This is a genomic window from Streptomyces sp. NBC_01471 (genome assembly GCF_041438865.1).
Classification (GTDB): Bacteria; Actinomycetota; Actinomycetes; order Streptomycetales; family Streptomycetaceae; genus Streptomyces.
The window spans coordinates 6,763,428-6,782,793 of sequence record NZ_CP109450.1 but is presented as its reverse complement, the minus strand read 5'-3'; the positions used below and the strand labels follow the sequence as shown (position 1 = coordinate 6,782,793).

Below are 19,366 nucleotides of genomic sequence, written 5' to 3'. Positions count from 1 at the left end.
TTGGCGGTGTGCGGGGCGCAAGCAGCCCGGCCGAAGAAACTGTGGACGATGTCCGGGGGCCCACAAGTCCCCGCAGGCATCATGTGGATGGAGGCGCTGTGAGCAGCGACCCGTGGGGCCGTGTCGACGAGACCGGCACCGTTTACGTGCGTACGGCCGACGGCGAGAAGGTCGTCGGTTCTTGGCAGGCAGGCTCTCCCGAGGAGGCCCTGGCCTACTTCGAGCGCAAGTACGAGGGCCTGGTCGTCGAGATCGGCCTCCTCGAACGCCGGGTGAAGACCACCGATCTGTCGGCCAAGGACGCCCAGATCGCCATCGACCATCTGCGGGGGCAGGTCGATGAGCACCACGCCGTCGGGGACCTCGACGCACTGCGGGTGCGCCTGGACGGGCTGGTCTCGACGGTCGAGGCGCGCCGCGAGGAGCGCAAGGTCCAGAAGGCCAGGCAGACCGACGAGGCGAAGCACGCCAAGGAAGCCCTGGTCGTGGAGGCCGAGGAGCTCGCGCAGAGCGACCAGTGGCGGTCCGCGGGTGAGCGGCTGCGGGCGCTGGTGGACACCTGGAAGGGCCTTCCCCGGCTCGACCGAAAGTCCGACGACGAGCTGTGGCACCGCTTTTCGCACGCCAGGTCGGCGTTCTCGAAGCGGCGCAAGGCGCACTTCGCGTCGCTGGACGCCCAGCGCGAGGACGCCCGCAAGGCCAAGGAGAAGCTGGTCGCCGAGGCGGAGTCGCTCTCCGGGTCGACCGACTGGGGTGCGACGGCGGCCCGTTACCGCGATCTGATGACGGAGTGGAAGGCCGCGGGCCGCGCCCAGCGCGAGTCCGAGGACGATCTGTGGAACCGCTTCCGCGGCGCCCAGGACGTCTTCTTCGCCGCCCGCGGCGAGGTCTTCGCCGAGCGGGACGCCGAGCAGTCCGAGAACCTCAAGCTGAAGGAGGAGCTCGCGGTCGAGGCCGAGAAGCTGCTCCCGGTCAGGGATCTCAAGTCGGCCAGGTCCGCGTTCCGGGCGCTGAACGAGCGCTGGGAGGCGATCGGCCACGTACCGCGTGACGCCCGGCCGAAGGTCGAGGGCCGGATGCACACCGTGGAGCGGGCCCTCCAGGAGGCCGAGGAGACCGAGTGGCGGCGCACCAACCCGGAGGCGCGTGCGCGTGCCGCGGGTCTGACGGGGCAGTTGCAGGACGCGGTCGACAAGCTGCGCAAGCAGATCGACACCGCGCGCGCGGCGGGCAACAACGCCAGGGCCGACAAGCTCGCCCGTGAGCTGGAGGGCCGGCAGGCGCTGCTGGACCAGGCGTTGAAGGGCCTGGAGGAGTTCGGCGGCTGAGACACACCAGCCGGACCCTGACATGGGTGAGGGCCCTCCGCCGGGCGGAGGGCCCTCACCCATGTCCGGATCCCCGTGTCAGGGTCTGCGGGCCGATGTCACCCGGTAGACGTCGTAGACGCCCTCCACTCCCCGTACCGCCTTCAGGACGTGTCCGAGGTGCTTCGGGTCGCCCATCTCGAAGGTGAAGCGTGAGGTGGCCACCCGGTCGCGGGAGGTCTGGACCGCCGCCGACAGGATGTTGACGTGCTGGTCGGAGAGGACCCGGGTGACGTCCGAGAGCAGCCGGGAGCGGTCCAGGGCCTCGACCTGGATGGCGACCAGGAAGACCGAGGACTGGGTGGGCGCCCACTCGACTTCGAGGATCCGTTCGGGCTGCTGGGACAGCGAGTCCACGTTGACGCAGTCCGCGCGGTGCACGGAGACCCCGCTCCCCCGGGTGACGAACCCGATGATGGGGTCGCCGGGCACGGGTGTGCAGCACCGGGCGAGCTTCACCCAGACGTCGTCCACGCCCTTGACGACCACACCGGGGTCCGCGTTGGCGCGCCGCTTGCTGCGGCCGTGCGACGGCGGTGTGCTCTCCGCGATGTCCTCGTTGGCCGCTTCCTCGCCGCCGAGCGCCTGCACCAGCTTCTGCACGACGCCCTGCGCGGCCACGTGGCCCTCGCCGATCGCCGCGTACAGCGAGGAGATGTCCGGGTAGCGCATCTCGTGCGCCAGCGTGACGAGCGAGTCCCCGGTGAGAATGCGCTGGATCGGCAGGTTCTGCTTGCGCATGGCCCGCGCGATGGCGTCCTTGCCCTGCTCGATCGCCTCGTCGCGGCGCTCCTTGGAGAACCAGGCGCGGATCTTGTTGCGTGCCCGGGGCGACTTGACGAAGCCCAGCCAGTCCCTGGAGGGTCCCGCTCCCGCGGCCTTGGAGGTGAAGACCTCGACCAGGTCACCGTTGTCGAGGGTGGATTCGAGCGGAACGAGCCGCCCGTTGACCCGTGCTCCTATCGTCCGGTGGCCGACCTCCGTGTGGACGGCGTACGCGAAGTCGACCGGGGTGGCACCCGCGGGCAGCGCGATGACGTCGCCCTTCGGGGTGAACACGAAGACCTCGTTGCGCGACAGGTCGAAGCGCAGCGACTCCAGGAACTCACTGGGGTCCTCCGTCTCCTTCTGCCAGTCGAGCAGCTGCCGCAGCCAGGCCATGTCGTTGACGGTGTCCTGGCGGGAGCCCTTGCCGGTGCTCTTCGGCGCGTCCGTGCGCACCTTGGAGGCGCCCGCGACGGCCTCCTGCTTGTACTTCCAGTGCGCCGCGATGCCGTACTCGGCCCGGCGGTGCATGTCGAACGTACGGATCTGGAGCTCGACGGGCTTGCCGCTGGGGCCGATCACCGTGGTGTGCAGCGACTGGTACATGTTGAACTTGGGCATCGCGATGTAGTCCTTGAACCGCCCCGGGACCGGGTTCCACCGGGCGTGGACGGTGCCGAGCGCCGCGTAGCAGTCGCGGACGGTGTCGACAAGGATGCGGATGCCCACCAGGTCGTAGATCTCCGCGAAGTCGCGGCCGCGCACGATCATCTTCTGGTAGACGCTGTAGTAGTGCTTGGGGCGCCCGGTGACGGTGGCCTTGATCCGGGCGGCGCGCAGATCGGACTGGACCTCGTCGGTCACTATGGCGAGGTACTCGTCGCGCTTGGGCGCCCGCTCGGCGACCAGTCGCACGATCTCGTCGTACATCTTGGGGTAGAGGATCGCGAAGGCGAGGTCCTCCAGCTCCCACTTGATGGTGTTCATGCCCAGGCGGTGGGCGAGCGGGGCGTAGATCTCCAGGGTCTCGCGGGCCTTCTTCTCCTGCTTCTCCCGCTTGAGATACCGCATGGTGCGCATGTTGTGCAGCCGGTCGGCGAGCTTGATGACCAGGACGCGCGGGTCCTTGGCCATCGCGACGACCATCTTGCGTACGGTCTCGGCCTGCGCGGCCTCGCCGAACTTGACCTTGTCGAGCTTGGTGACGCCGTCGACGAGGAGGGCGACCTGGTCGCCGAAGTCACGGCGCAGGGTGTCCAGGCCGTACTCGGTGTCCTCGACGGTGTCGTGCAGCAGCCCGGCCATCAGGGTGGCCGGGTCCATGCCCAGCTCGGCGAGGATCGTCGTGACCGCGAGCGGGTGCGTGATGTACGGGTCGCCGCTCTTGCGCTTCTGCCCGCGGTGCCAGCGCTCCGCCACCTGGTAGGCGCGCTCGATCTGCCGCAGCGTCGCGGACTCGATCTTCGGGTCGTTGCCGCGCACGGCCCGCAGCAGCGGTTCGAGCACCGGGTTGTACGGCGAGGAGCGCTGCACGCCCAGCCGGGCGAGCCTGGCCCTGACACGGTTCGACGAACCGCCCGAGCGCGCTGCGGGACTCTGCGGGGCCGGGCGCGCGGTGGCACCCTGCGCGGCCGGTTCGGGCGCCTGCGCGGCGGGCTTGGGCGTCGAGAGCGGCGCCGCGCCGCCGGGGCGCACCACGGGAGCCGAGGGCTTCGGCTGCCCGGCGGGCGGCTTCTCGGGCGTCGCTGGGGCCGCCGCGGCCTTCTGGTCCTGCTTGTCGGGCTGTGCGGCGGCTGCGGGCCGGTCCTCGTCTGGCAAGGGCACTCCTCTGGGGGTCCCCCCGGACAGAGCCTGGGGGGAGGGTCCGGGTCCCCGTGTCAGGTCCGGAAGCCCATGGTAACGATCCCCGGCGATCCGCTCGCCCCGGGCCGGTGCCGGCACCGTACGCGAGAGGCGGGCCGCCCGGTCTCCCGGGGGCCCGCCTCAGCGGTACGGCGTACGGGTCAGACCGTGATCAGGGCGTCCAGCGGGGCGCCGCGCAGCGCGGGCTCCAGCCGGGCACGCCCGTCCAGGAAGCTCAGCTCCATCAGCACGGCCACACCGATGACCTGGGCACCGGCCCGCCGGATGAGGTCCAGCGAGGCCTCGGCGGTGCCGCCGGTGGCGAGCACGTCGTCGATGACCATGACGCGGTCGTCGGCGCAGAGGTCCTCGGCGTGCACCTCGATCTCGGCGCGGCCGTACTCCAGATCGTACGTCTGGGAGAGCGTCGCACCCGGCAGCTTCCCGGCCTTGCGGACCGGGATGAAGCCGATTCCGGCGCGGACCGCGACCGGTGCGGCCAGGATGAAGCCGCGGGCCTCCAAACCGACGATCTTCGTGGCGCCGTGCTTCACGCAGAGCTCCGCGAGGGCGTCGGTCAGTGCCGTGAAGGCCTCCGGGTCCGCGAGGAGCGGTGTGATGTCCTTGAACACCACGCCCGGCTGCGGATAGTCCGGCACGTCCCTGATCCTGCTGAGCAGCAGGTCCTGGGTGCTCCGCGTGCTGGTCATCGGCGCTTCCCCGGGGTACGCCCGCGGCCCCTCGGGGCGGGCGCACGGCGGCTGCCGGCCACGGCACCGGCCGGGGCCGGGGCGCCGGCGGCGTCGTCCTGCTGGAGGGTGTCGTCGGCCTGGTCGGCCGACTCCCCCTTCGCGGCGGCGGCAGCCCGCTTGGCGAGCACCCGCTTCTTGAGAGCCTTCATCGCGGGGTCGCGTTCCTTGAGGTCGGCGACGAGCGGCGTGGCGATGAAGATCGAGGAGTACGCACCGGCCGCGAGGCCGACGAACAGCGCGAGCGAGATGTCGTTCAGCATCCCGGCGCCGAGGAAACCGCCGCCGATGAAGAGCAGGCCCGCCACCGGGAGCAGCGCCACGACCGTGGTGTTGATGGAACGCACCAGGGTGCCGTTGAGGCTGCGGTTGGCGATCTCGCTGTAGGTGAAGCGGGTCTGCTTCTTGAGGTCCTTCGAGGACTCCTTGAGACCGTCGAAGACGACGACGGTGTCGTAGAGGGAGTAACCGAGGATCGTCAGCAGACCGATCACGGTGCCCTCGGTGACCTCGAAGCCGACGAGCGCGTAGATCCCGACCGTGATCGTGAGGTCGTGGATCAGGGCCACCAGGGCGGCGAGGGCCATCCGCCACTCGAAGGCGATGCCCAGATAGACCACCACCAGGATCATGAAGATCGCCAGGCCCTCCCAGGCCTTGTTGGCGATCGTCTCTCCCCAGCTGGGACCGACCACGTCGGCGGCGATCTTGTCGATCGGGAGGTTGAGGTCCTTGGCGAGCGAGCCGTGGATCTTGTCGGCCGTGTCGGTGTCGATCCCCGAGACCTGGATCCGCATCCCGCCGTTGCCGAGCTTCTGGACCGACGCGTCGTGCCCGGAGAGCTGCTGCGCCACTTCCTGGGCGCGCGTCACGGAGACGGTGCTGCTCTGGGTGGTGGTGAAGACCGCTCCGCCCTGGAACTCGATGCCCAGGTTCAGACCGCGCACCGCCAGGCCGACGATGGCCGTGATGGTGATCAGGATCGAGATGCCGTACCAGATCTTGCGCTTGGCCACGAAGTCGTAGCCGACCTCGCCGCGGTACAGCCGGGCGCCCATGCTGCCGAGTCGCGACATCTCACGCCTCCTTCGGGTCGGTGGGGACGGAGGAGGCGGCGGTGGCGCCACCGCGCGAGCGGCGGAGCGGGGGTTTGGCGCCGAGCCGCTTCGGGTCGAGGCCGGACCACGGGTGGCCGCTGTAGAAGAACTTCTTGCGGGCCAGCAGCGTCATCACCGGCTTGGTGAAGAGGAAGACCACGACGACGTCGAGCAGCGTGGTCAGGCCCAGCGTGAACGCGAAGCCCTGCACCTTGCCGACCGTCACGATGTACAGGACGGCCGCGGCGAGGAACGAGACGAAGTCCGAGACCAGGATGGTGCGCCGGGCGCGCGGCCAGGCACGCTCGACGGCGGGCCGCAGCGTGCGGCCCTCGCGGATCTCGTCACGGATGCGTTCGAAGTAGACGATGAACGAGTCCGCGGTGATACCGATCGCAACGATCGCACCACACACCGCGGGCAGGTTGAGTGCGAAGCCGATGCCCTTGCCGAGCAGCGACATCAGTGTGTACGTGAGGATCGCGGAGACCAGGAGGCTGAGGATCGCGATGAACGACAGGCCGCGGTAGTAGGCCACCAGGTAGATGATGACCAGCACGAGGCCGATGGCGCCGGCGATGATGCCCGCCTGGAGCTGCTCGCCGCCGAGCGCCGCGGTCACCGTGGTGACGGTCTCCTCCTTGAAGGAGAGCGGGAGCGCGCCGTAGGACAGCACGTTGCCGAGGTCCTCGGCCGACTGCTGGGTGAAGCTGCCGGAGATCTGGGCGCTGCCGCTGAGCGTCTGGCTCACGCTGGGGGCCGAGACGACGGCGCCGTCCAGCGCGATGGCGAACTGATTCTGCGGGGACTGCTGCTTCGAGAGCTTGCTGGTGATCGCCTGGAACTTCTTCGAGCCCTTGCCCGTGAAGTCCATCTGGACGATCCACTGGCCCTGCTGCTGGTCGATGACGGCCTTGGCGCCGGAGACGTCGGTGCCGTCCACGGCGGCGGCGTCGAGGATGTACTTCGCGTCACCGGACTGGCTGCACGCCACAGTCGGGTCAGTGGGCTTGACGTTGTCGCCGCCGGCCTTGGCACGGCCGGCCTTGGTGGAGCAGTCGAGCGCGGCGAACTTCTTCTCCAGCTTGGCGGCGGCCGCGCTCTGGGCGGGCGTCGGGGTGGGGCTGGACTGGGGAGGGGTCGACGGGCCGGGCGTGGGGCCGGCCTTCAGCGCGTCGGTGACCGCACGACCCTGGGGGGACGAGGGGGGGGAGGCAGTGCCCTTCGGCGACCCCGAGGACGACGACTTGTCCTTGGCCTTCGACGAGGCGCTCGGGGAGGGCGTGGCGGAGGGCTTGCCGGCAGGCGTGGGCTTCCCGGCCGCGACCGTCACCACAGGGCGGAAGTACAGCTGAGCGGTGGTCCCGACCTGCTGCCTGGCCTGCTTCTCGTTCGTCCCCTTGGGGATGTTGACGAGAATCTGGTCCTTGCCCTGGGTCTGAACCTCGGCCTCGGACACTCCGAGCCCGTTGACACGGCGCTCGATGATACTGACCGCGGTGTCCATGTTCTTCTGGTTGATCGCGTTGGGCTTGCCCGGCTGGGGCTTGGCCTGGAGCGTGATGCTCGTACCGCCCGCGAGGTCGATGCCGAGACGCGGCGTGACCTGCTTCGCCCAGAACATCCCGCCGACGAGCGCAACCATGGCGATCAGGATCAGGGCCAGGGACCGCCCGGGCTTGCCCTGGGCTCCCGTCTGCCTTCGGCCCTTGTTCGGTGCTGCCACCTTGTCGATTCTCCCTGTCCTACCGCCCGCGCCGGGTATGCGCTGTGAGCGGCCACGAAGTGATGTGGGGGACCTGCTCCGCTGTAGCAGTGCACGGTCTCGGGGACCGTCGGTGCTGCCGGGGCAGCACCGACGGTCCCCGGATGTGGCTACTTCGCTTCGCCCTCGCCGTCGTTCTTCTTCTCGGCCTTGTCGCTCTTGTCGGCCTTGTCCTCGGCGGTGGCCGCGGCCTGGTCGGCGTCCTCGGCGTCGCCGGAGGCGGCGTCGGCGTCCGGGGTCTCGTGCTTGCCCAGGTCGACCTTGGGTTCGTCGAGCTCGGTCAGCGAGGAGGCGTCGTCGGGAACGATGGCGGTGTCGCCGTGGACGATGCGGTTGTACTCCGCGTCGTCCAGGACCGCGCCGATCGCGTTCTTGCCGTAGACGGCGTGGACGCCGGGCGCGATCTCCAGGAGGACCGAGTCTTCGTTGATCTCCTTGACGGTGGCGTACATGCCCCCGATCGTCCGGACGCCGGTGCCGGGCTGCATCTCATTGCGCATCGATGCGGCCGCCTGCTGCTTCCGCTTGGCGGACCGGGTCATCAGGAACATGGCCCCGATGAGCACGATGAAGGGGAGGAGGGTCACGAGACTCACGGGAGGGAACTTCCTTCGCACGACCGCGCTGGATCGCGGCCTGATCTTCGGGGGCGGGGCATGCCGTCCTGGAAGGGCGGCATCGGCGGAGTCTAAGCGAGTCCGCATCAATGGAACAACGCCCAGCATGGCACCGGGGTTCCGCTGCGGGCACCCCCGCGCCTTCTCACGCCCCGAACAGACCCGCTTGTCCCTTTCCCGCAGCGCCTCCCGCGCCCCCCTGCGGGGGTACGAGTCCCAGGTGCGCCCAGGCGGCCGGAGTGGCCACCCGGCCACGCGGGGTGCGGGCCAGCAGACCCTCGCGGACCAGGAACGGCTCGGCGACCTCCTCGACCGTCTCGCGCTCCTCGCCCACGGCTACGGCGAGGGTGGAGAGGCCCACGGGTCCGCCCCCGAAGAGCTTGAGCAGGGCCTGGAGCACCGCACGGTCCAGCCGGTCGAGTCCGCGGGCGTCAACCTCGTACACCGCGAGCGCCGTACGGGCGATTTCCCTGGTGATCACTCCGTCGGCCTCGACCTGGGCGTAGTCGCGGACCCGGCGCAGCAGCCGGTTGGCGATCCGGGGGGTGCCGCGGGAGCGTCCGGCGATCTCCCCGGCGCCGTCCTCACCGATCTCGACGTCCAGCAGCCGGGCCGAGCGGTGGATGACGCGCTCCAGCTCGGCCGGTTCGTAGAACTCCATGTGTCCCGTGAAGCCGAAGCGGTCGCGCAGCGGCGGCGGCAGCAGACCTGCCCTGGTGGTGGCGCCGACCAGGGTGAAGGGCGGCAGCTCCAGCGGGATGGCGGTGGCGCCGGGCCCCTTGCCGACGATGACGTCGACACGGAAGTCCTCCATGGCCATGTAGAGCATTTCCTCGGCGGGCCTGGACATCCGGTGGATCTCGTCGAGGAAGAGCACCTCGCCCTCCTGGAGGGACGAGAGGATGGCGGCCAGATCACCGGCGTGCTGGATCGCGGGGCCGGACGTGATGCGGATGGGAGCGCCCATCTCGGCCGCGATGATCATGGAAAGAGTGGTCTTGCCCAGGCCCGGGGCGCCGGAGAGCAGCACGTGGTCGGCGGTGGCGCCGCGCTGCCTGGCCGCGCGCAGGACCAGGTCGAGCTGGAACCTGACCTTCTCCTGGCCGACGAACTCGTCCAGGTCCTTGGGGCGCAGCGCGGCTTCGACCGCCTGGTCCTCACCGTCGGCGTCGGCTCCCACCAGGCGCTCTTCGGTCTCGGGGGCGGTGTCGTCCCACTCGTTCTGAGGAGGCAGCATGGCGGGTCTCTCGATCAGCGGGCGCGGTTGAGGGTCTGCAGGGCGGCCTTGAGGAGCGCGCCGACGTTGGGCTCGGCGGCGGCCTCGGCCTGCGGGGTGACGGCGGCGACGGCCTCCTCCGCGTCACGCGGCGCGTAGCCGAGGCCGACGAGCGCGGAGTGCAGCTGCTCGCTCCACGGCGCGGGTCCGGATGCGGTGCGCTGCGCGGCGAGGTGTGCGCCGCCGGTGCCGAGCGGGGCTCCGAGCCGGTCCTTGAGCTCCAGAAGGAGTTTCTGGGCGCCCTTCTTGCCGATACCGGGAACAGCGGTCAGCGATTTCTCGTCCCCGGTGGAGACAGCGAGCCGCAGGGCGTCGGGCGAGTGCACGGCGAGCATGGCCTGCGCGAGCCGGGGGCCGACACCGCTCGCGGTCTGGAGGAGCTCGAAGGTCTGGCGTTCGTCGTCGTCGGCGAAGCCGTAGAGCGTGAGGGAGTCCTCCCGCACCACGAGGGAGGTGGCGAGCTTCGCCTCCTGGCCGATGCGCAGGGCGGACAGTGTGTTCGGGGCGCACTGGACCGACATGCCGATCCCGCCGACCTCGATGACGGCGGTGGTCGGGGCCAGGGCGGCCACCGGTCCGGAGACGAAGGCGATCATGCGGTACGGCCTTTCAGCGTGCGGTGGGCGGCGACGGCCTGCTGGAGTCTGTTCTGCGCGGGGGCCCGCCAGATGTGGCAGATGGCGAGTGCCAGCGCGTCGGCGGCGTCGGCCGGCCGGGGCGGTGCGTCCAGCCGCAGCAGCCGGGTCACCATCGCCCCGACCTGGGCCTTGTCCGCCCGGCCGCTGCCGGAGACGGCGGCCTTGACCTCACTGGGGGTGTGCAGGGCGACCGGGATACCCCGGCGGGACGCGCAGAGCATGGCGACCGCGCTGGCCTGCGCGGTACCCATCACCGTGCTGACGTTGTGCTGGCTGAACACCCGCTCCACGGCGACGACTTCGGGCCGGTGCTCGTCCAGCCACGCCTCGATGCCGCGCTCGATGGCGACCAGCCGCAGCCCCAGCTCCGCGTCGGCGGGCGTCCGGACGACTCCCACGCCGAGCATGGTCAGCCGGCGTCCGGCCACGCCCTCGACGACACCGACGCCGCAGCGCGTCAGCCCCGGGTCCACGCCGAGTACCCGCACGGTGCCCCTCCCTCATGCTGCTGTCCGGCCCTCATGCCTGCTGTCCGGCAGAACGGGCAGTGCCGTTCGACCGTGTGTTCCTGCGTTGTCGCAGGCTATCGGGTGGCACCGACAACACGGAGAACACGGACGGGCCGGCGGGGTGTGTCCCCGCCGGCCCGTCCGTACGTACCCGTGGTGCTGAGCGCCCGTCAGGCGTCGATCTTCTCCATGACCTCGTCCGAGACGTCGAAGTTGGCGAAGACGTTCTGCACGTCGTCGCTGTCCTCCAGCGCGTCGATCAGCTTGAAGATCTTGCGTGCGCCCTCTTCGTCCAGCTCGACCTGCATGGTCGGCATGAAGTTGGCCTCGGCCGAGTCGTAGTCGATGCCCGCCTCCTGGAGCGCGGTGCGGACCGCGACCATGTCGGTGGCCTCGGAGAGCACCTCGAAGGCCTCGCCCAGGTCGTTGACCTCCTCGGCGCCGGCGTCGAGCACCGCGCCCAGGACATCGTCCTCGGTGAGCCCGGCCTTGGGCACGACCACGACGCCCTTGCGGTTGAACAGGTACGACACGGAGCCCGGGTCGGCCATGTTGCCGCCGTTGCGGGTCATCGCGACGCGCACGTCGGAGGCGGCGCGGTTGCGGTTGTCGGTGAGGCACTCGATGAGCACCGCGACACCGTTCGGTCCGTAGCCCTCGTACATGATCGTCTCGTAGTCGGCGCCACCGGCTTCGAGACCGGCACCGCGCTTGACCGCGGAGTCGATGTTCTTGTTCGGCACCGAGCTCTTCTTGGCCTTCTGGATGGCGTCGAAGAGGGTCGGGTTGCCGGACACGTCGGCGCCGCCCGTGCGGGCCGCGACCTCGATGTTCTTGATCATCTTCGCGAAGAGCTTGCCGCGCTTGGCGTCAACCACGGCCTTCTTGTGCTTCGTCGTAGCCCATTTAGAGTGGCCGGACATCTGCCTGTCTCCTTCGCGTAACCATTTCCTGGACGAACGCCAGAGATCCTACCGGGCGCCGGTCACTGGGCGTCGCGCACCATGTCCGCGAAGTACCGGTGCACGCGGTGGTCCCCCGTCAGCTCCGGGTGGAACGACGTGGCCAGGACGCGGCCCTGGCGCACCGCGACGATGTGGCCGCCGTGCTCCGCGAGGACCTGGACCCTGGCACCCACCGACTCGACCCAGGGGGCCCGGATGAAGACGCCCTCGACGGGGCCGCCGTCGATCTCGGGGATCTCGACGGCCGCCTCGAAGGACTCGTTCTGACGCCCGAAGGCGTTGCGCCGGACGATCATGTCGATGCCGCCGAAGGTCTCCTGGCCCGACCGGGGGTCCAGGATCTTGTCGGCGAGCATGATCATCCCGGCGCACGTCCCGTACACCGGAAGGCCGGATCCGATGCGCTCGCGCAGCGGTTCCAGCATGCCGAACAGGGTGGCCAGCTTGGACATGGTGGTGGACTCGCCGCCCGGGAGGACCAGGCCGTCGAGCTCGTCCAGCTCCTCGGGGCGCCGGACCGGCCTGGCCGCCGCGCCCGCGGCGGCCAGCGCGGTCAGATGCTCCCGTACGTCGCCCTGAAGAGCGAGGACGCCGATGACGGGAGTACCCATCACCAGCCCCGGTTCGCGTAACGCTCGTTCTCGGGGAGGGTGTCGCAGTTGATGCCGACCATGGCCTCGCCCAGGTTCCGGGAGGCGTCCGCGATGACCTTCGGGTCGTCGAAGAAGGTGGTGGCCCTGACGATGGCGGCGGCACGCTTGGCCGGGTCGCCGGACTTGAAGATGCCGGAGCCGACGAAGACGCCCTCGGCACCGAGCTGGCGCATCAGCGCCGCGTCGGCGGGGGTGGCGACGCCGCCTGCCGAGAAGAGGACGACGGGCAGCCTGCCGAGCCCGGCGACCTCCTTGACCAGCTCGTACGGGGCGCGCAGGTCCTTGGCCGCCGCGTACAGCTCGTTGTTGTCGTAGCCGCGCAGCCGGGCGATCTCGTTCTTGATCTGGCGCAGGTGGCGGACGGCCTCGACGACGTTGCCGGTGCCGGCCTCCCCCTTGGAGCGGATCATGGCCGCACCCTCGGCGATCCGGCGCAGGGCCTCGCCCAGGTTGGTGGCGCCGCAGACGAACGGCGTCGTGAAGGCGAACTTGTCGCTGTGGTTGACCTCGTCGGCCGGGGTCAGCACCTCGGACTCGTCGATGTAGTCGACGCCGAGCGACTGCAGCACCTGGGCCTCGACGAAGTGGCCGATACGCGACTTGGCCATGACCGGGATGGAGACCGCCGAGATGATCTCCTCGATCATGTTCGGGTCGGACATCCGGGCCACTCCGCCGTCCTTGCGGATGTCGGCGGGGACCCGCTCCAGGGCCATGACGGCGACGGCGCCGGCGTCCTCGGCTATCTTCGCCTGCTCGGCGTCGACCACATCCATGATCACGCCGCCCTTGAGCTGCTCGGCCATACCGCGCTTGACGCGCGCGGTGCCGGTCGCCGGGGTCTCGGCGGAGGATGTGGTGGGGTGCGTACTGCTGGACACGGGCTACCTCGCTCGGGGGAAGAGAGTTGTTGCTCCACCGAGATAACTCCTGTGAACCAGTCCACTGCAAGGGCCAATGAACAGCCGGTGGATCGTTCTCGCCGCAGCCCGGTCCGAACGGGAGGCCCTACGTGCCCGGCCGGTCGGCCAGGGCCACCGGCGGCTCGTCGTCCATCTCGAACGCCAGGGGGAACGGCGCATGGCCCGCGAGCCGGAACCAGCGGACCTTGCGGTGGGTGCGCAGGGCGCGGGCGGCCCGTACCGCGTCGTTGTGGAAGCGCCTGGCCATCGGCACCCGCCGTACGGCCGCGGCCAGCTCGTCGGCCGCCTCCTCCCCGCCGGGCGCCGACCGCACGGCCCCGACCTGCGCCGTCTCACCGAAGACGGCCCGCAGCGCCTGACTGAGCTCGCTCTCGGCCACCTCTCGGTGCTCCTCCTCGGACTGCCGGGCCGCGTGCGCCGCCTCGTAGAGGACGATCGAGGCGGCGGGGTCGAGGACGCCGGACGTGGCCAGTTCCTGGGCGACCGAAGCGCGCCGCAGCAGCTGGGCGTCGAGGGCGGCGCGGGCGGCGTCGATCCGTGCGTGCAGCCGGTCGAGCCGCCCGGCGGTCCAGCTCAGGTACAGGCCGACCGCGACGAAGGCGAGGACGATCCAGATGATCAGGGATACGGTCACGGGCCGAAAGGCTACCGGTCCGCCGCGGCCGGACGCCCGCCACCGCGGACGCGGCGGGCCGTTGGACCGCGGCCCGGGGCCACCCAGAGACCTGATGGCCCGTCAAACGACGGCCTGCGGTGCCCTGTCAGTCCCTGGCCAGGCCGAACCGGGCCCGCAGGCTGACCCGTTCGTCGGTGTCGACCGACGCGGCGCCGTCGGTCACCGTCTCGTAGACCGACAGGATGTCCGCACCGACCGTGGACCAGTCGAAGCGGCGCACATGAGCGCTGCCCCGCCGGCGCAGCCCCTCCCTGCGATCGCTGTCGCCCAGCAGCCGCACGGCCGACGCGGCCAGCGCGTCCGCGTCCTCGTTGGCGAAGAGTTCACCCGCCGCCCCCTGGTCCAGGACCTGGGCGAACGCGTCGAGGTCGCTCGCCAGCACCGGCGCACCGGCCGACATCGCCTCGACGAGAATGATCCCGAAGCTCTCCCCGCCGGTGTTCGGCGCGACGTAGACATCGACGCTGCGCAGCAGCCGTGCCTTGTCCTCGTCGCTGACCATGCCGAGGAACTCGACCCGCTGCCGCATCTCCTTCGGCAGCGAGGCGACCGCTTCCTTCTCGTCGCCGCGCCCGGCGACCAGCAGCCGGGCGTCCGGGCACTCGGCGAGGATCTTCGGCAGCGCCCGCATCAGCACGGGCAGCCCCTTGCGCGGCTCGTCGATCCGCCCGATGAAGCCGATGGTCCCTCCCTGCCACTCGGGCCGGGGCTCGGCGCGCTCGAAGAATCCGACGTCGACGCCGTTGGGGATGACGACCGCGTCGCCGCCCAGGTGCTCGACCAGGGTCCTGCGCGCGTACTCACTCACCGCGATCCGGGCCGAGATCTTCTCCAGCGCGGGCTGCAGGATCGGGTACGCGGCGATCATCGCCCGGGAGCGCGGGTTGGAGGTGTGGAAGGTCGCCACGATCGGCCCCTGCGCGGCCCAGCAGGTGAGCAGCCCCAGCGACGGCGAGGTGGGCTCATGGATGTGGATCACGTCGAAGGTGCCGTCGTGCAGCCAGCGCCGGACCCGGGCCGCGGACAGGAAGCCGAAGTTGAGCCGGGCGACCGATCCGTTGTACGGGACGGGGACGGCCCGGCCCGCGGAGACCACGTACGGCGGCAGCGGGGTCTCGTCGTCGGACGGGGCCAGCACCGAGACCTGGTGGCCCAGGCCGTTGAGGTGTTCGGCGAGGTCCCTGATGTGGAACTGGACCCCGCCCGGGACGTCCCAGGAGTACGGGCAGACGATGCCGATCTTCACGAAGGCTCCTGACGGCACTCCAGGTCGGCGAGCCAGAGGCGCTGGAGCATGTGCCAGTCCTCCGGGTGCTCGGCGATTCCGGTGGCGAAGGCGTCGGCGAGGGCCTGTGCCATCACCGAGGTCTTCTCGGGGCGCGTACCCGAAGCGGGTACGTCCACGGGCGGATGGACACGGCCGCGCATGACCGGCGAACCGTCGTACCAGAGGGTGACCGGCAGCAGCAGCGCTCCGGTCTGCTGGGCGAGCAGCGCGGGGCCTGCGGGCATCCGGGTCGCCTCGCCGAAGAACTGGACCTCGACACCCGATGCGGAGAGGTCACGGTCGGCGACCAGACAGACCAGGCCCCCGTCCCGCAGCCGCCTGGCCAGCGTGCCGAAGGCGGAACCGCCGGTGTGCGGCAGGACCTCCATGCCCAGGCCCTCGCGGTAGGCCACGAACCGGTCGTAGAGCGTCTCGGGCTTGAGCCGCTCGGCGACCGTGGTGAACGGCACGCCCAGCCTGGTGGTGACCCAGGCGCCCGCGAGGTCGTAGTTGCCCATGTGCGGCAGCGCGAGTATGACGCCCTTACCGGCGGCAAGACCGTCCGTCAGATGGTGGACGTCGTCGACGTCGAAGCCGTCGCGGACCCGGTCGGCGCTCCACGCCGGCAGCCGGAAGGACTCCATCCAGTACCGCATGTACGAGCGCATGCCGGCCCGGGACAGCTCGGCGAGCCGGGCGGGACCGGCGTCCGGCACGACCCGGGCCAGGTTGGATTCCAGCCGCAGCACGCTCTTGCCGCGCCGCTTCCAGACCGTGTCCGCGATGCGCCGGCCGAGCCGTGTGGCGACCGGTTCGGGCAGCTTCTTGACCGCCCCCCAGCCGAGCCCGTACAGGGCGTCCGTCAGCCGCTCCCTCATACCGCCTCGCCGCCGTGCGCGGTGGCTTCGGCAGCCGCCGCGGCGTCGGCCTCCGCGGACTCCCTGCGTACGGTGACGACCCGCTGCACCAGGGTGATCAGGCTGCCCACCGCCACGATCCACAGCGCGATCGGCAGCAGGATCTGGATCCCGGGCACGCCGAACTTGTGCAGCCCGGCCAAACCGGCGGCGACGAGCGAGATGACCAGCCGTTCGGCCCGTTCGATCAGCCCGTTCACGGCGACCGGAAGTCCGATCGACTCGCCCCGGGCCTTGGTGTACGAGACCACCTGGCCGCTCGCGAGGCAGAAGAGGGCCACCGCGCACATCAGGTTGTTGTCGCCGGTGCCCGCGTACCAGAGGGCGAAGCCGGAGAAGATCGCCCCGTCCGCGACCCGGTCGAGGGTCGAGTCGAGGAAGGCCCCCCAGCGGCTCGAAATCCCGGCCTGGCGCGCCATGTTGCCGTCGACGAGGTCGGAGAAGACGAAGAGCGTGATGACGATCGTGCCCCAGAAGAACTCTCCCCTGGGGAAGAAGACCAGCGCACCCGCCATCACCCCGGCCGTACCGATCAGCGTCACCGCGTCGGGGCTGACCCCGATCCGGAGCAGGAATGAGGCGAACGGCGTGAGGACACGCGTAAAGAATGCACGCGCGTACTTGTTCAGCATGGCCTTCCCGGGGGGTCGGTGGGCCGCGCGGCCCCATTGGCCACCCGGCGGGCCCATCGTAGCCAGGACGGCGGACCTCCACCGCCGGGCCCTGTCCGGGCGCGTGCCAGGACGGCGGCCGGCAGACGTCGCGGCCGCACGTATGGACGCGCCGCGGCCCGAGTGGAAAGCTCGAATGACCGCGGGCGTCACCGGTGCCGCCTCGCTCCTGGCCCTGTGCCCGCCCCCCGTTCCTCACCTGCAGCAGCTGCAACGTTTCTCACCGTGCAACGTCCCTCATCACACGGGAGGCACACTCATGGGCGACAAGGCGAGCACACATCCCGGAGCCGCCGGCAGAGTGGCGACGGCCGTCCGGCCCGCCTCCGTACGGAACGTGGTCCTGGTCGGCCACAGCGGATCCGGCAAGACCACCCTGGTCGAGGCCCTGGCACTGACCGCGGGAGCGGTCAGCCGGGCCGGCCGGGTGGAGGACGGCCAGACCGTCTCCGACTACGACGAGATCGAACACCGCAGGCAGCGGTCGGTACAGCTCTCGGTCGTCCCCGTCGAGTGGGACGGCATCAAGATCAATCTGATCGACACACCCGGCTATGCCGATTTCGTCGGCGAACTGCGGGCCGGTCTGCGCGCGGCGGACGCGGCCCTGTTCGTCGTGTCGGCCGCCCAGGAAGCGGACAGCGTCGACGGCGCGACGCGTGCGGTCTGGGAGGAGTGCGCGGCCGTCGGGATGCCGCGGGCCATCGTGGTCACGCATCTGGACACGGCCCGCACCGGATACGCCGAGCTGACCCGGTTGTGCGGCCGGATCTTCGGCGGCGACGACCCCGACGCGGTGCTCCCCCTGTACCTCCCGCTGTACGGAGCGCCAGGGCCGGACGGGCACGCCCCGGTGACGGGTCTCGCGGGGCTGCTCACCCGGCGGCTGTTCGGCTACACGGCCGGGGAGCGCACGGAGAGCGCGCCGGGCGAGGCCGAGCTGCCGCCGATGGAGGAGGCCCGCAACCGGCTGATCGAGGGGATCATCGCGGAGAGCGAGGACGAGACCCTCATGGACCGCTATCTCGGCGGCGAGGAGATCGACACCGGGACGGTCATCACGGATCTGGAGCGGGCGGTCGCCCGCGGTGTCTTCCACCCGGTGCTCGCCGCAGCGCCCGCGGTGTCCGGCGGGCGGCAGGGGCTCGGCACGGTCGAACTGCTCGAACTGATCACCCGGGGTTTCCCCGCGCCGCCGGAGCGCGAGGCTCCGGCGGTCACCACCCCGGATGGCGCCCCGCACGCCGCGGCGAGCTGCGATCCGGGCGGGCCGCTCGTCGCCGAGGTGATCAAGACGGCGTCCGATCCGTATGTGGGCCGGGTCTCCCTGGTGCGGGTCTTCTCCGGGACCCTGCGGCCCGACGAGACGGTGCATGTGTCCGGCCACAGCCAGGCGGGCCACGGCCGCGCCGACCGGGACGGCGGCGCCGGCCGCGACACCGACGAGCGGACCGGCGCGCTCTCGGCACCCTTCGGCCGACGGCAGAGCCCGCTGCACGAGTGCGTCGCGGGGGACATCGCCTGCGTCGCCGGACTGAGCCGGGCGGAGACCGGTGACACGCTGTCCGGCAAGGACGACCCGCTGGTGATGGAGGCGTGGACCCTGCCGGAGCCGCTCCTTCCACTCGCTGTCGCCGCCCATGGCAAGGCGGACGAGGACAAGCTCTCGCAGGGACTCACCCGGCTGGTCACCGAGGACCCGACCATGCGTCTTGAGCAGAACCCGGACACCCGTCAGCTGGTGCTCTGGTGTCTCGGCGAGGCGCAGCGGGACGTCGCGCTGGAGCGGTTGCAGGGCCGCTACGGGGTCCGGGTGGACGCCGAGCCGTACCGGGTCTCGCTGCGCGAGACGTTCGGCGGGCCCGCCGAGGGGCGCGGCAGGCACGTCAAACAGTCGGGCGGCCACGGCCAGTTCGCGATCTGCGCGATCGAGGTGGATCCGCTGCCCTCCGGCTCGGGGATCGAGTTCGTCGACCGGGTCGTGGGCGGTTCGGTGCCCCGGCAGTTCATTCCGTCCGTCGAGAAGGGGGTCCGCGCACAGGCGGCCCGGGGCGTAGCGGCCGGACACCCGCTCGTCGACGTGCGTATCACCCTGCGGGACGGAAAGGCCCACTCCGTGGACTCCTCGGACGCGGCGTTCCAGACGGCGGGGGCGCTGGCCCTGCGGGAGGCGGCGGGCCGGGTCCCGATCCATCTGCTGGAGCCCGTGATCTCGGTCCGGGTCCTGGTGCCGGACGAGTTCGTGGGCCCGGTGATGAGCGATCTCTCCGGGCGGCGCGGACGGGTGGTGGGCACCGAGCAGACGGTGCCGGGCCGCACCCTGGTCCGCGCCGAGGTGCCGGAGATCGAGATCGGCCGGTACGCCGTCGACCTGCGCTCGCTCTCGCACGGCACCGGTCGGTTCACGCGCTCGTACGTACGCCACGAGCCGATGCCCCCGCAGGTGGCCGACCGGGTGCGCGAACAGGCGCGGAGCGGTTCGTGACGGCCGTGGCCACCGGCCCGCGCGCCTGAGCGGTATCCGGCCGCGCACCGCCCTGCGCCGGACAGCCTTCCGCCGTCCCGTGACGCGCGGGGAGCACCACGGATACGCTGAGGTCACGGTCCGGACGGAAGGCGCAGGGCGGCCCGGTCCGGCACAGCAGGTGTGCGGGGCACGGTAGTTGGGA

17 protein-coding genes are annotated in these 19,366 nt (G+C 70.9%); 2 read left to right on the top strand and 15 right to left on the bottom strand.

The window, feature by feature from the left end:
* Window positions 1–98 precede the first annotated feature (98 nt).
* Entirely contained in the window at window positions 99–1,328 is a 1,230-nt protein-coding gene (locus tag OG285_RS30445; RefSeq protein ID WP_356829347.1) for a DUF349 domain-containing protein, read from the top strand.
* A gap of 78 nt (window positions 1,329–1,406) precedes the next feature.
* Here OG285_RS30445 and OG285_RS30440 read toward each other — a convergent pair whose 3' ends face one another.
* From OG285_RS30440 to pgsA, 15 genes are all read right to left on the bottom strand, one after another.
* The gene (locus tag OG285_RS30440) at window positions 1,407–3,950 is read right to left on the bottom strand and encodes a RelA/SpoT family protein (protein ID WP_356829349.1); all 2,544 of its coding nucleotides are present in this window, start codon (window positions 3,948–3,950) and stop codon (window positions 1,407–1,409) included.
* Window positions 3,951–4,135: 185 nt separating this feature from the next.
* On the bottom strand, window positions 4,136–4,684 hold the full coding sequence (locus OG285_RS30435) for an adenine phosphoribosyltransferase (RefSeq protein ID WP_356829351.1): 549 nt from the start codon (window positions 4,682–4,684) through the stop codon (window positions 4,136–4,138).
* A complete protein-coding gene (secF, locus tag OG285_RS30430; protein WP_356829353.1) occupies window positions 4,681–5,799 on the bottom strand; it encodes a protein translocase subunit SecF in 1,119 nt (372 codons plus the stop codon). The genes OG285_RS30435 and secF overlap by 4 nt, the downstream gene beginning before the upstream one ends.
* Before the next feature lies 1 nt (window position 5,800).
* Entirely contained in the window at window positions 5,801–7,546 is a 1,746-nt protein-coding gene (gene secD / locus OG285_RS30425) for a protein translocase subunit SecD (protein WP_356829355.1), read from the bottom strand.
* 149 nt (window positions 7,547–7,695) lie between these two features.
* The gene (gene yajC / locus OG285_RS30420) at window positions 7,696–8,181 is read right to left on the bottom strand and encodes a preprotein translocase subunit YajC (RefSeq protein WP_356829357.1); all 486 of its coding nucleotides are present in this window, start codon (window positions 8,179–8,181) and stop codon (window positions 7,696–7,698) included.
* Between the two features lie 166 nt (window positions 8,182–8,347).
* Window positions 8,348–9,439, bottom strand: coding sequence for a Holliday junction branch migration DNA helicase RuvB (gene ruvB, locus OG285_RS30415; RefSeq protein WP_371792768.1), 1,092 nt, complete (start codon window positions 9,437–9,439; stop codon window positions 8,348–8,350).
* Between the two features lie 14 nt (window positions 9,440–9,453).
* Window positions 9,454–10,074 carry a Holliday junction branch migration protein RuvA gene (gene ruvA, locus OG285_RS30410; protein WP_371792767.1) on the bottom strand — a complete coding sequence of 207 codons (621 nt, stop codon included), beginning with the start codon at window positions 10,072–10,074 and terminating at the stop codon, window positions 9,454–9,456.
* Window positions 10,071–10,604 (bottom strand): crossover junction endodeoxyribonuclease RuvC, encoded by a 534-nt coding sequence (ruvC, locus tag OG285_RS30405; RefSeq protein WP_371792766.1) that lies wholly within the window; start codon window positions 10,602–10,604, stop codon window positions 10,071–10,073. The genes ruvA and ruvC overlap by 4 nt, the downstream gene beginning before the upstream one ends.
* Window positions 10,605–10,795: 191 nt before the next feature.
* Window positions 10,796–11,548, bottom strand: a complete 753-nt coding sequence (locus OG285_RS30400) for a YebC/PmpR family DNA-binding transcriptional regulator (RefSeq protein WP_356829366.1) — start codon at window positions 11,546–11,548, stop codon at window positions 10,796–10,798.
* Between the two features lie 62 nt (window positions 11,549–11,610).
* Window positions 11,611–12,201, bottom strand: a complete 591-nt coding sequence (gene pdxT / locus OG285_RS30395) for a pyridoxal 5'-phosphate synthase glutaminase subunit PdxT (protein ID WP_371792765.1) — start codon at window positions 12,199–12,201, stop codon at window positions 11,611–11,613.
* Window positions 12,201–13,049: a pyridoxal 5'-phosphate synthase lyase subunit PdxS gene (pdxS, locus tag OG285_RS30390; protein WP_203599890.1), complete on the bottom strand. Its 849-nt coding sequence runs from the start codon at window positions 13,047–13,049 to the stop codon at window positions 12,201–12,203. Before pdxS ends, pdxT begins: the two co-directional genes overlap by 1 nt.
* A gap of 202 nt (window positions 13,050–13,251) precedes the next feature.
* On the bottom strand, window positions 13,252–13,800 hold the full coding sequence (locus OG285_RS30385) for a hypothetical protein (protein WP_164265394.1): 549 nt from the start codon (window positions 13,798–13,800) through the stop codon (window positions 13,252–13,254).
* Window positions 13,801–13,927: 127 nt separating this feature from the next.
* The gene (locus OG285_RS30380) at window positions 13,928–15,088 is read right to left on the bottom strand and encodes a glycosyltransferase family 4 protein (protein ID WP_356829370.1); all 1,161 of its coding nucleotides are present in this window, start codon (window positions 15,086–15,088) and stop codon (window positions 13,928–13,930) included.
* Entirely contained in the window at window positions 15,085–15,987 is a 903-nt protein-coding gene (locus tag OG285_RS30375) for a phosphatidylinositol mannoside acyltransferase (RefSeq protein WP_371792764.1), read from the bottom strand. The genes OG285_RS30380 and OG285_RS30375 overlap by 4 nt, the downstream gene beginning before the upstream one ends.
* On the bottom strand, window positions 15,984–16,658 hold the full coding sequence (gene pgsA / locus OG285_RS30370) for a phosphatidylinositol phosphate synthase (protein ID WP_356829374.1): 675 nt from the start codon (window positions 16,656–16,658) through the stop codon (window positions 15,984–15,986). The genes OG285_RS30375 and pgsA overlap by 4 nt, the downstream gene beginning before the upstream one ends.
* Window positions 16,659–16,956: 298 nt before the next feature.
* Between pgsA and OG285_RS30365 the strand changes: the two genes are divergently transcribed.
* Window positions 16,957–19,182: an elongation factor G-like protein EF-G2 gene (locus OG285_RS30365; protein WP_371792763.1), complete on the top strand. Its 2,226-nt coding sequence runs from the start codon at window positions 16,957–16,959 to the stop codon at window positions 19,180–19,182.
* Window positions 19,183–19,366: the final 184 nt, after the last annotated feature.

Bases quoted from the DNA above. Each gene is read 5' to 3' on its own strand.
- OG285_RS30435 (WP_356829351.1), bottom strand. From the start codon at position 4,684: ATGACCAGCACGCGGAGCACCCAGGACCTGCTGCTCAGCAGGATCAGG.
- secF (WP_356829353.1), bottom strand. From the start codon at position 5,799: ATGTCGCGACTCGGCAGCATGGGCGCCCGGCTGTACCGCGGCGAGGTC.
- ruvB (WP_371792768.1), bottom strand. From the start codon at position 9,439: ATGCTGCCTCCTCAGAACGAGTGGGACGACACCGCCCCCGAGACCGAA.
- ruvA (WP_371792767.1), bottom strand. From the start codon at position 10,074: ATGATCGCCTTCGTCTCCGGACCGGTGGCCGCCCTGGCCCCGACCACC.
- OG285_RS30400 (WP_356829366.1), bottom strand. From the start codon at position 11,548: ATGTCCGGCCACTCTAAATGGGCTACGACGAAGCACAAGAAGGCCGTG.
- pdxT (WP_371792765.1), bottom strand. From the start codon at position 12,201: ATGGGTACTCCCGTCATCGGCGTCCTCGCTCTTCAGGGCGACGTACGG.
- pdxS (WP_203599890.1), bottom strand. From the start codon at position 13,049: ATGGCCGAGCAGCTCAAGGGCGGCGTGATCATGGATGTGGTCGACGCC.
- OG285_RS30375 (WP_371792764.1), bottom strand. From the start codon at position 15,987: ATGAGGGAGCGGCTGACGGACGCCCTGTACGGGCTCGGCTGGGGGGCG.
- pgsA (WP_356829374.1), bottom strand. From the start codon at position 16,658: ATGCTGAACAAGTACGCGCGTGCATTCTTTACGCGTGTCCTCACGCCG.
- OG285_RS30365 (WP_371792763.1), top strand. From the start codon at position 16,957: ATGGGCGACAAGGCGAGCACACATCCCGGAGCCGCCGGCAGAGTGGCG.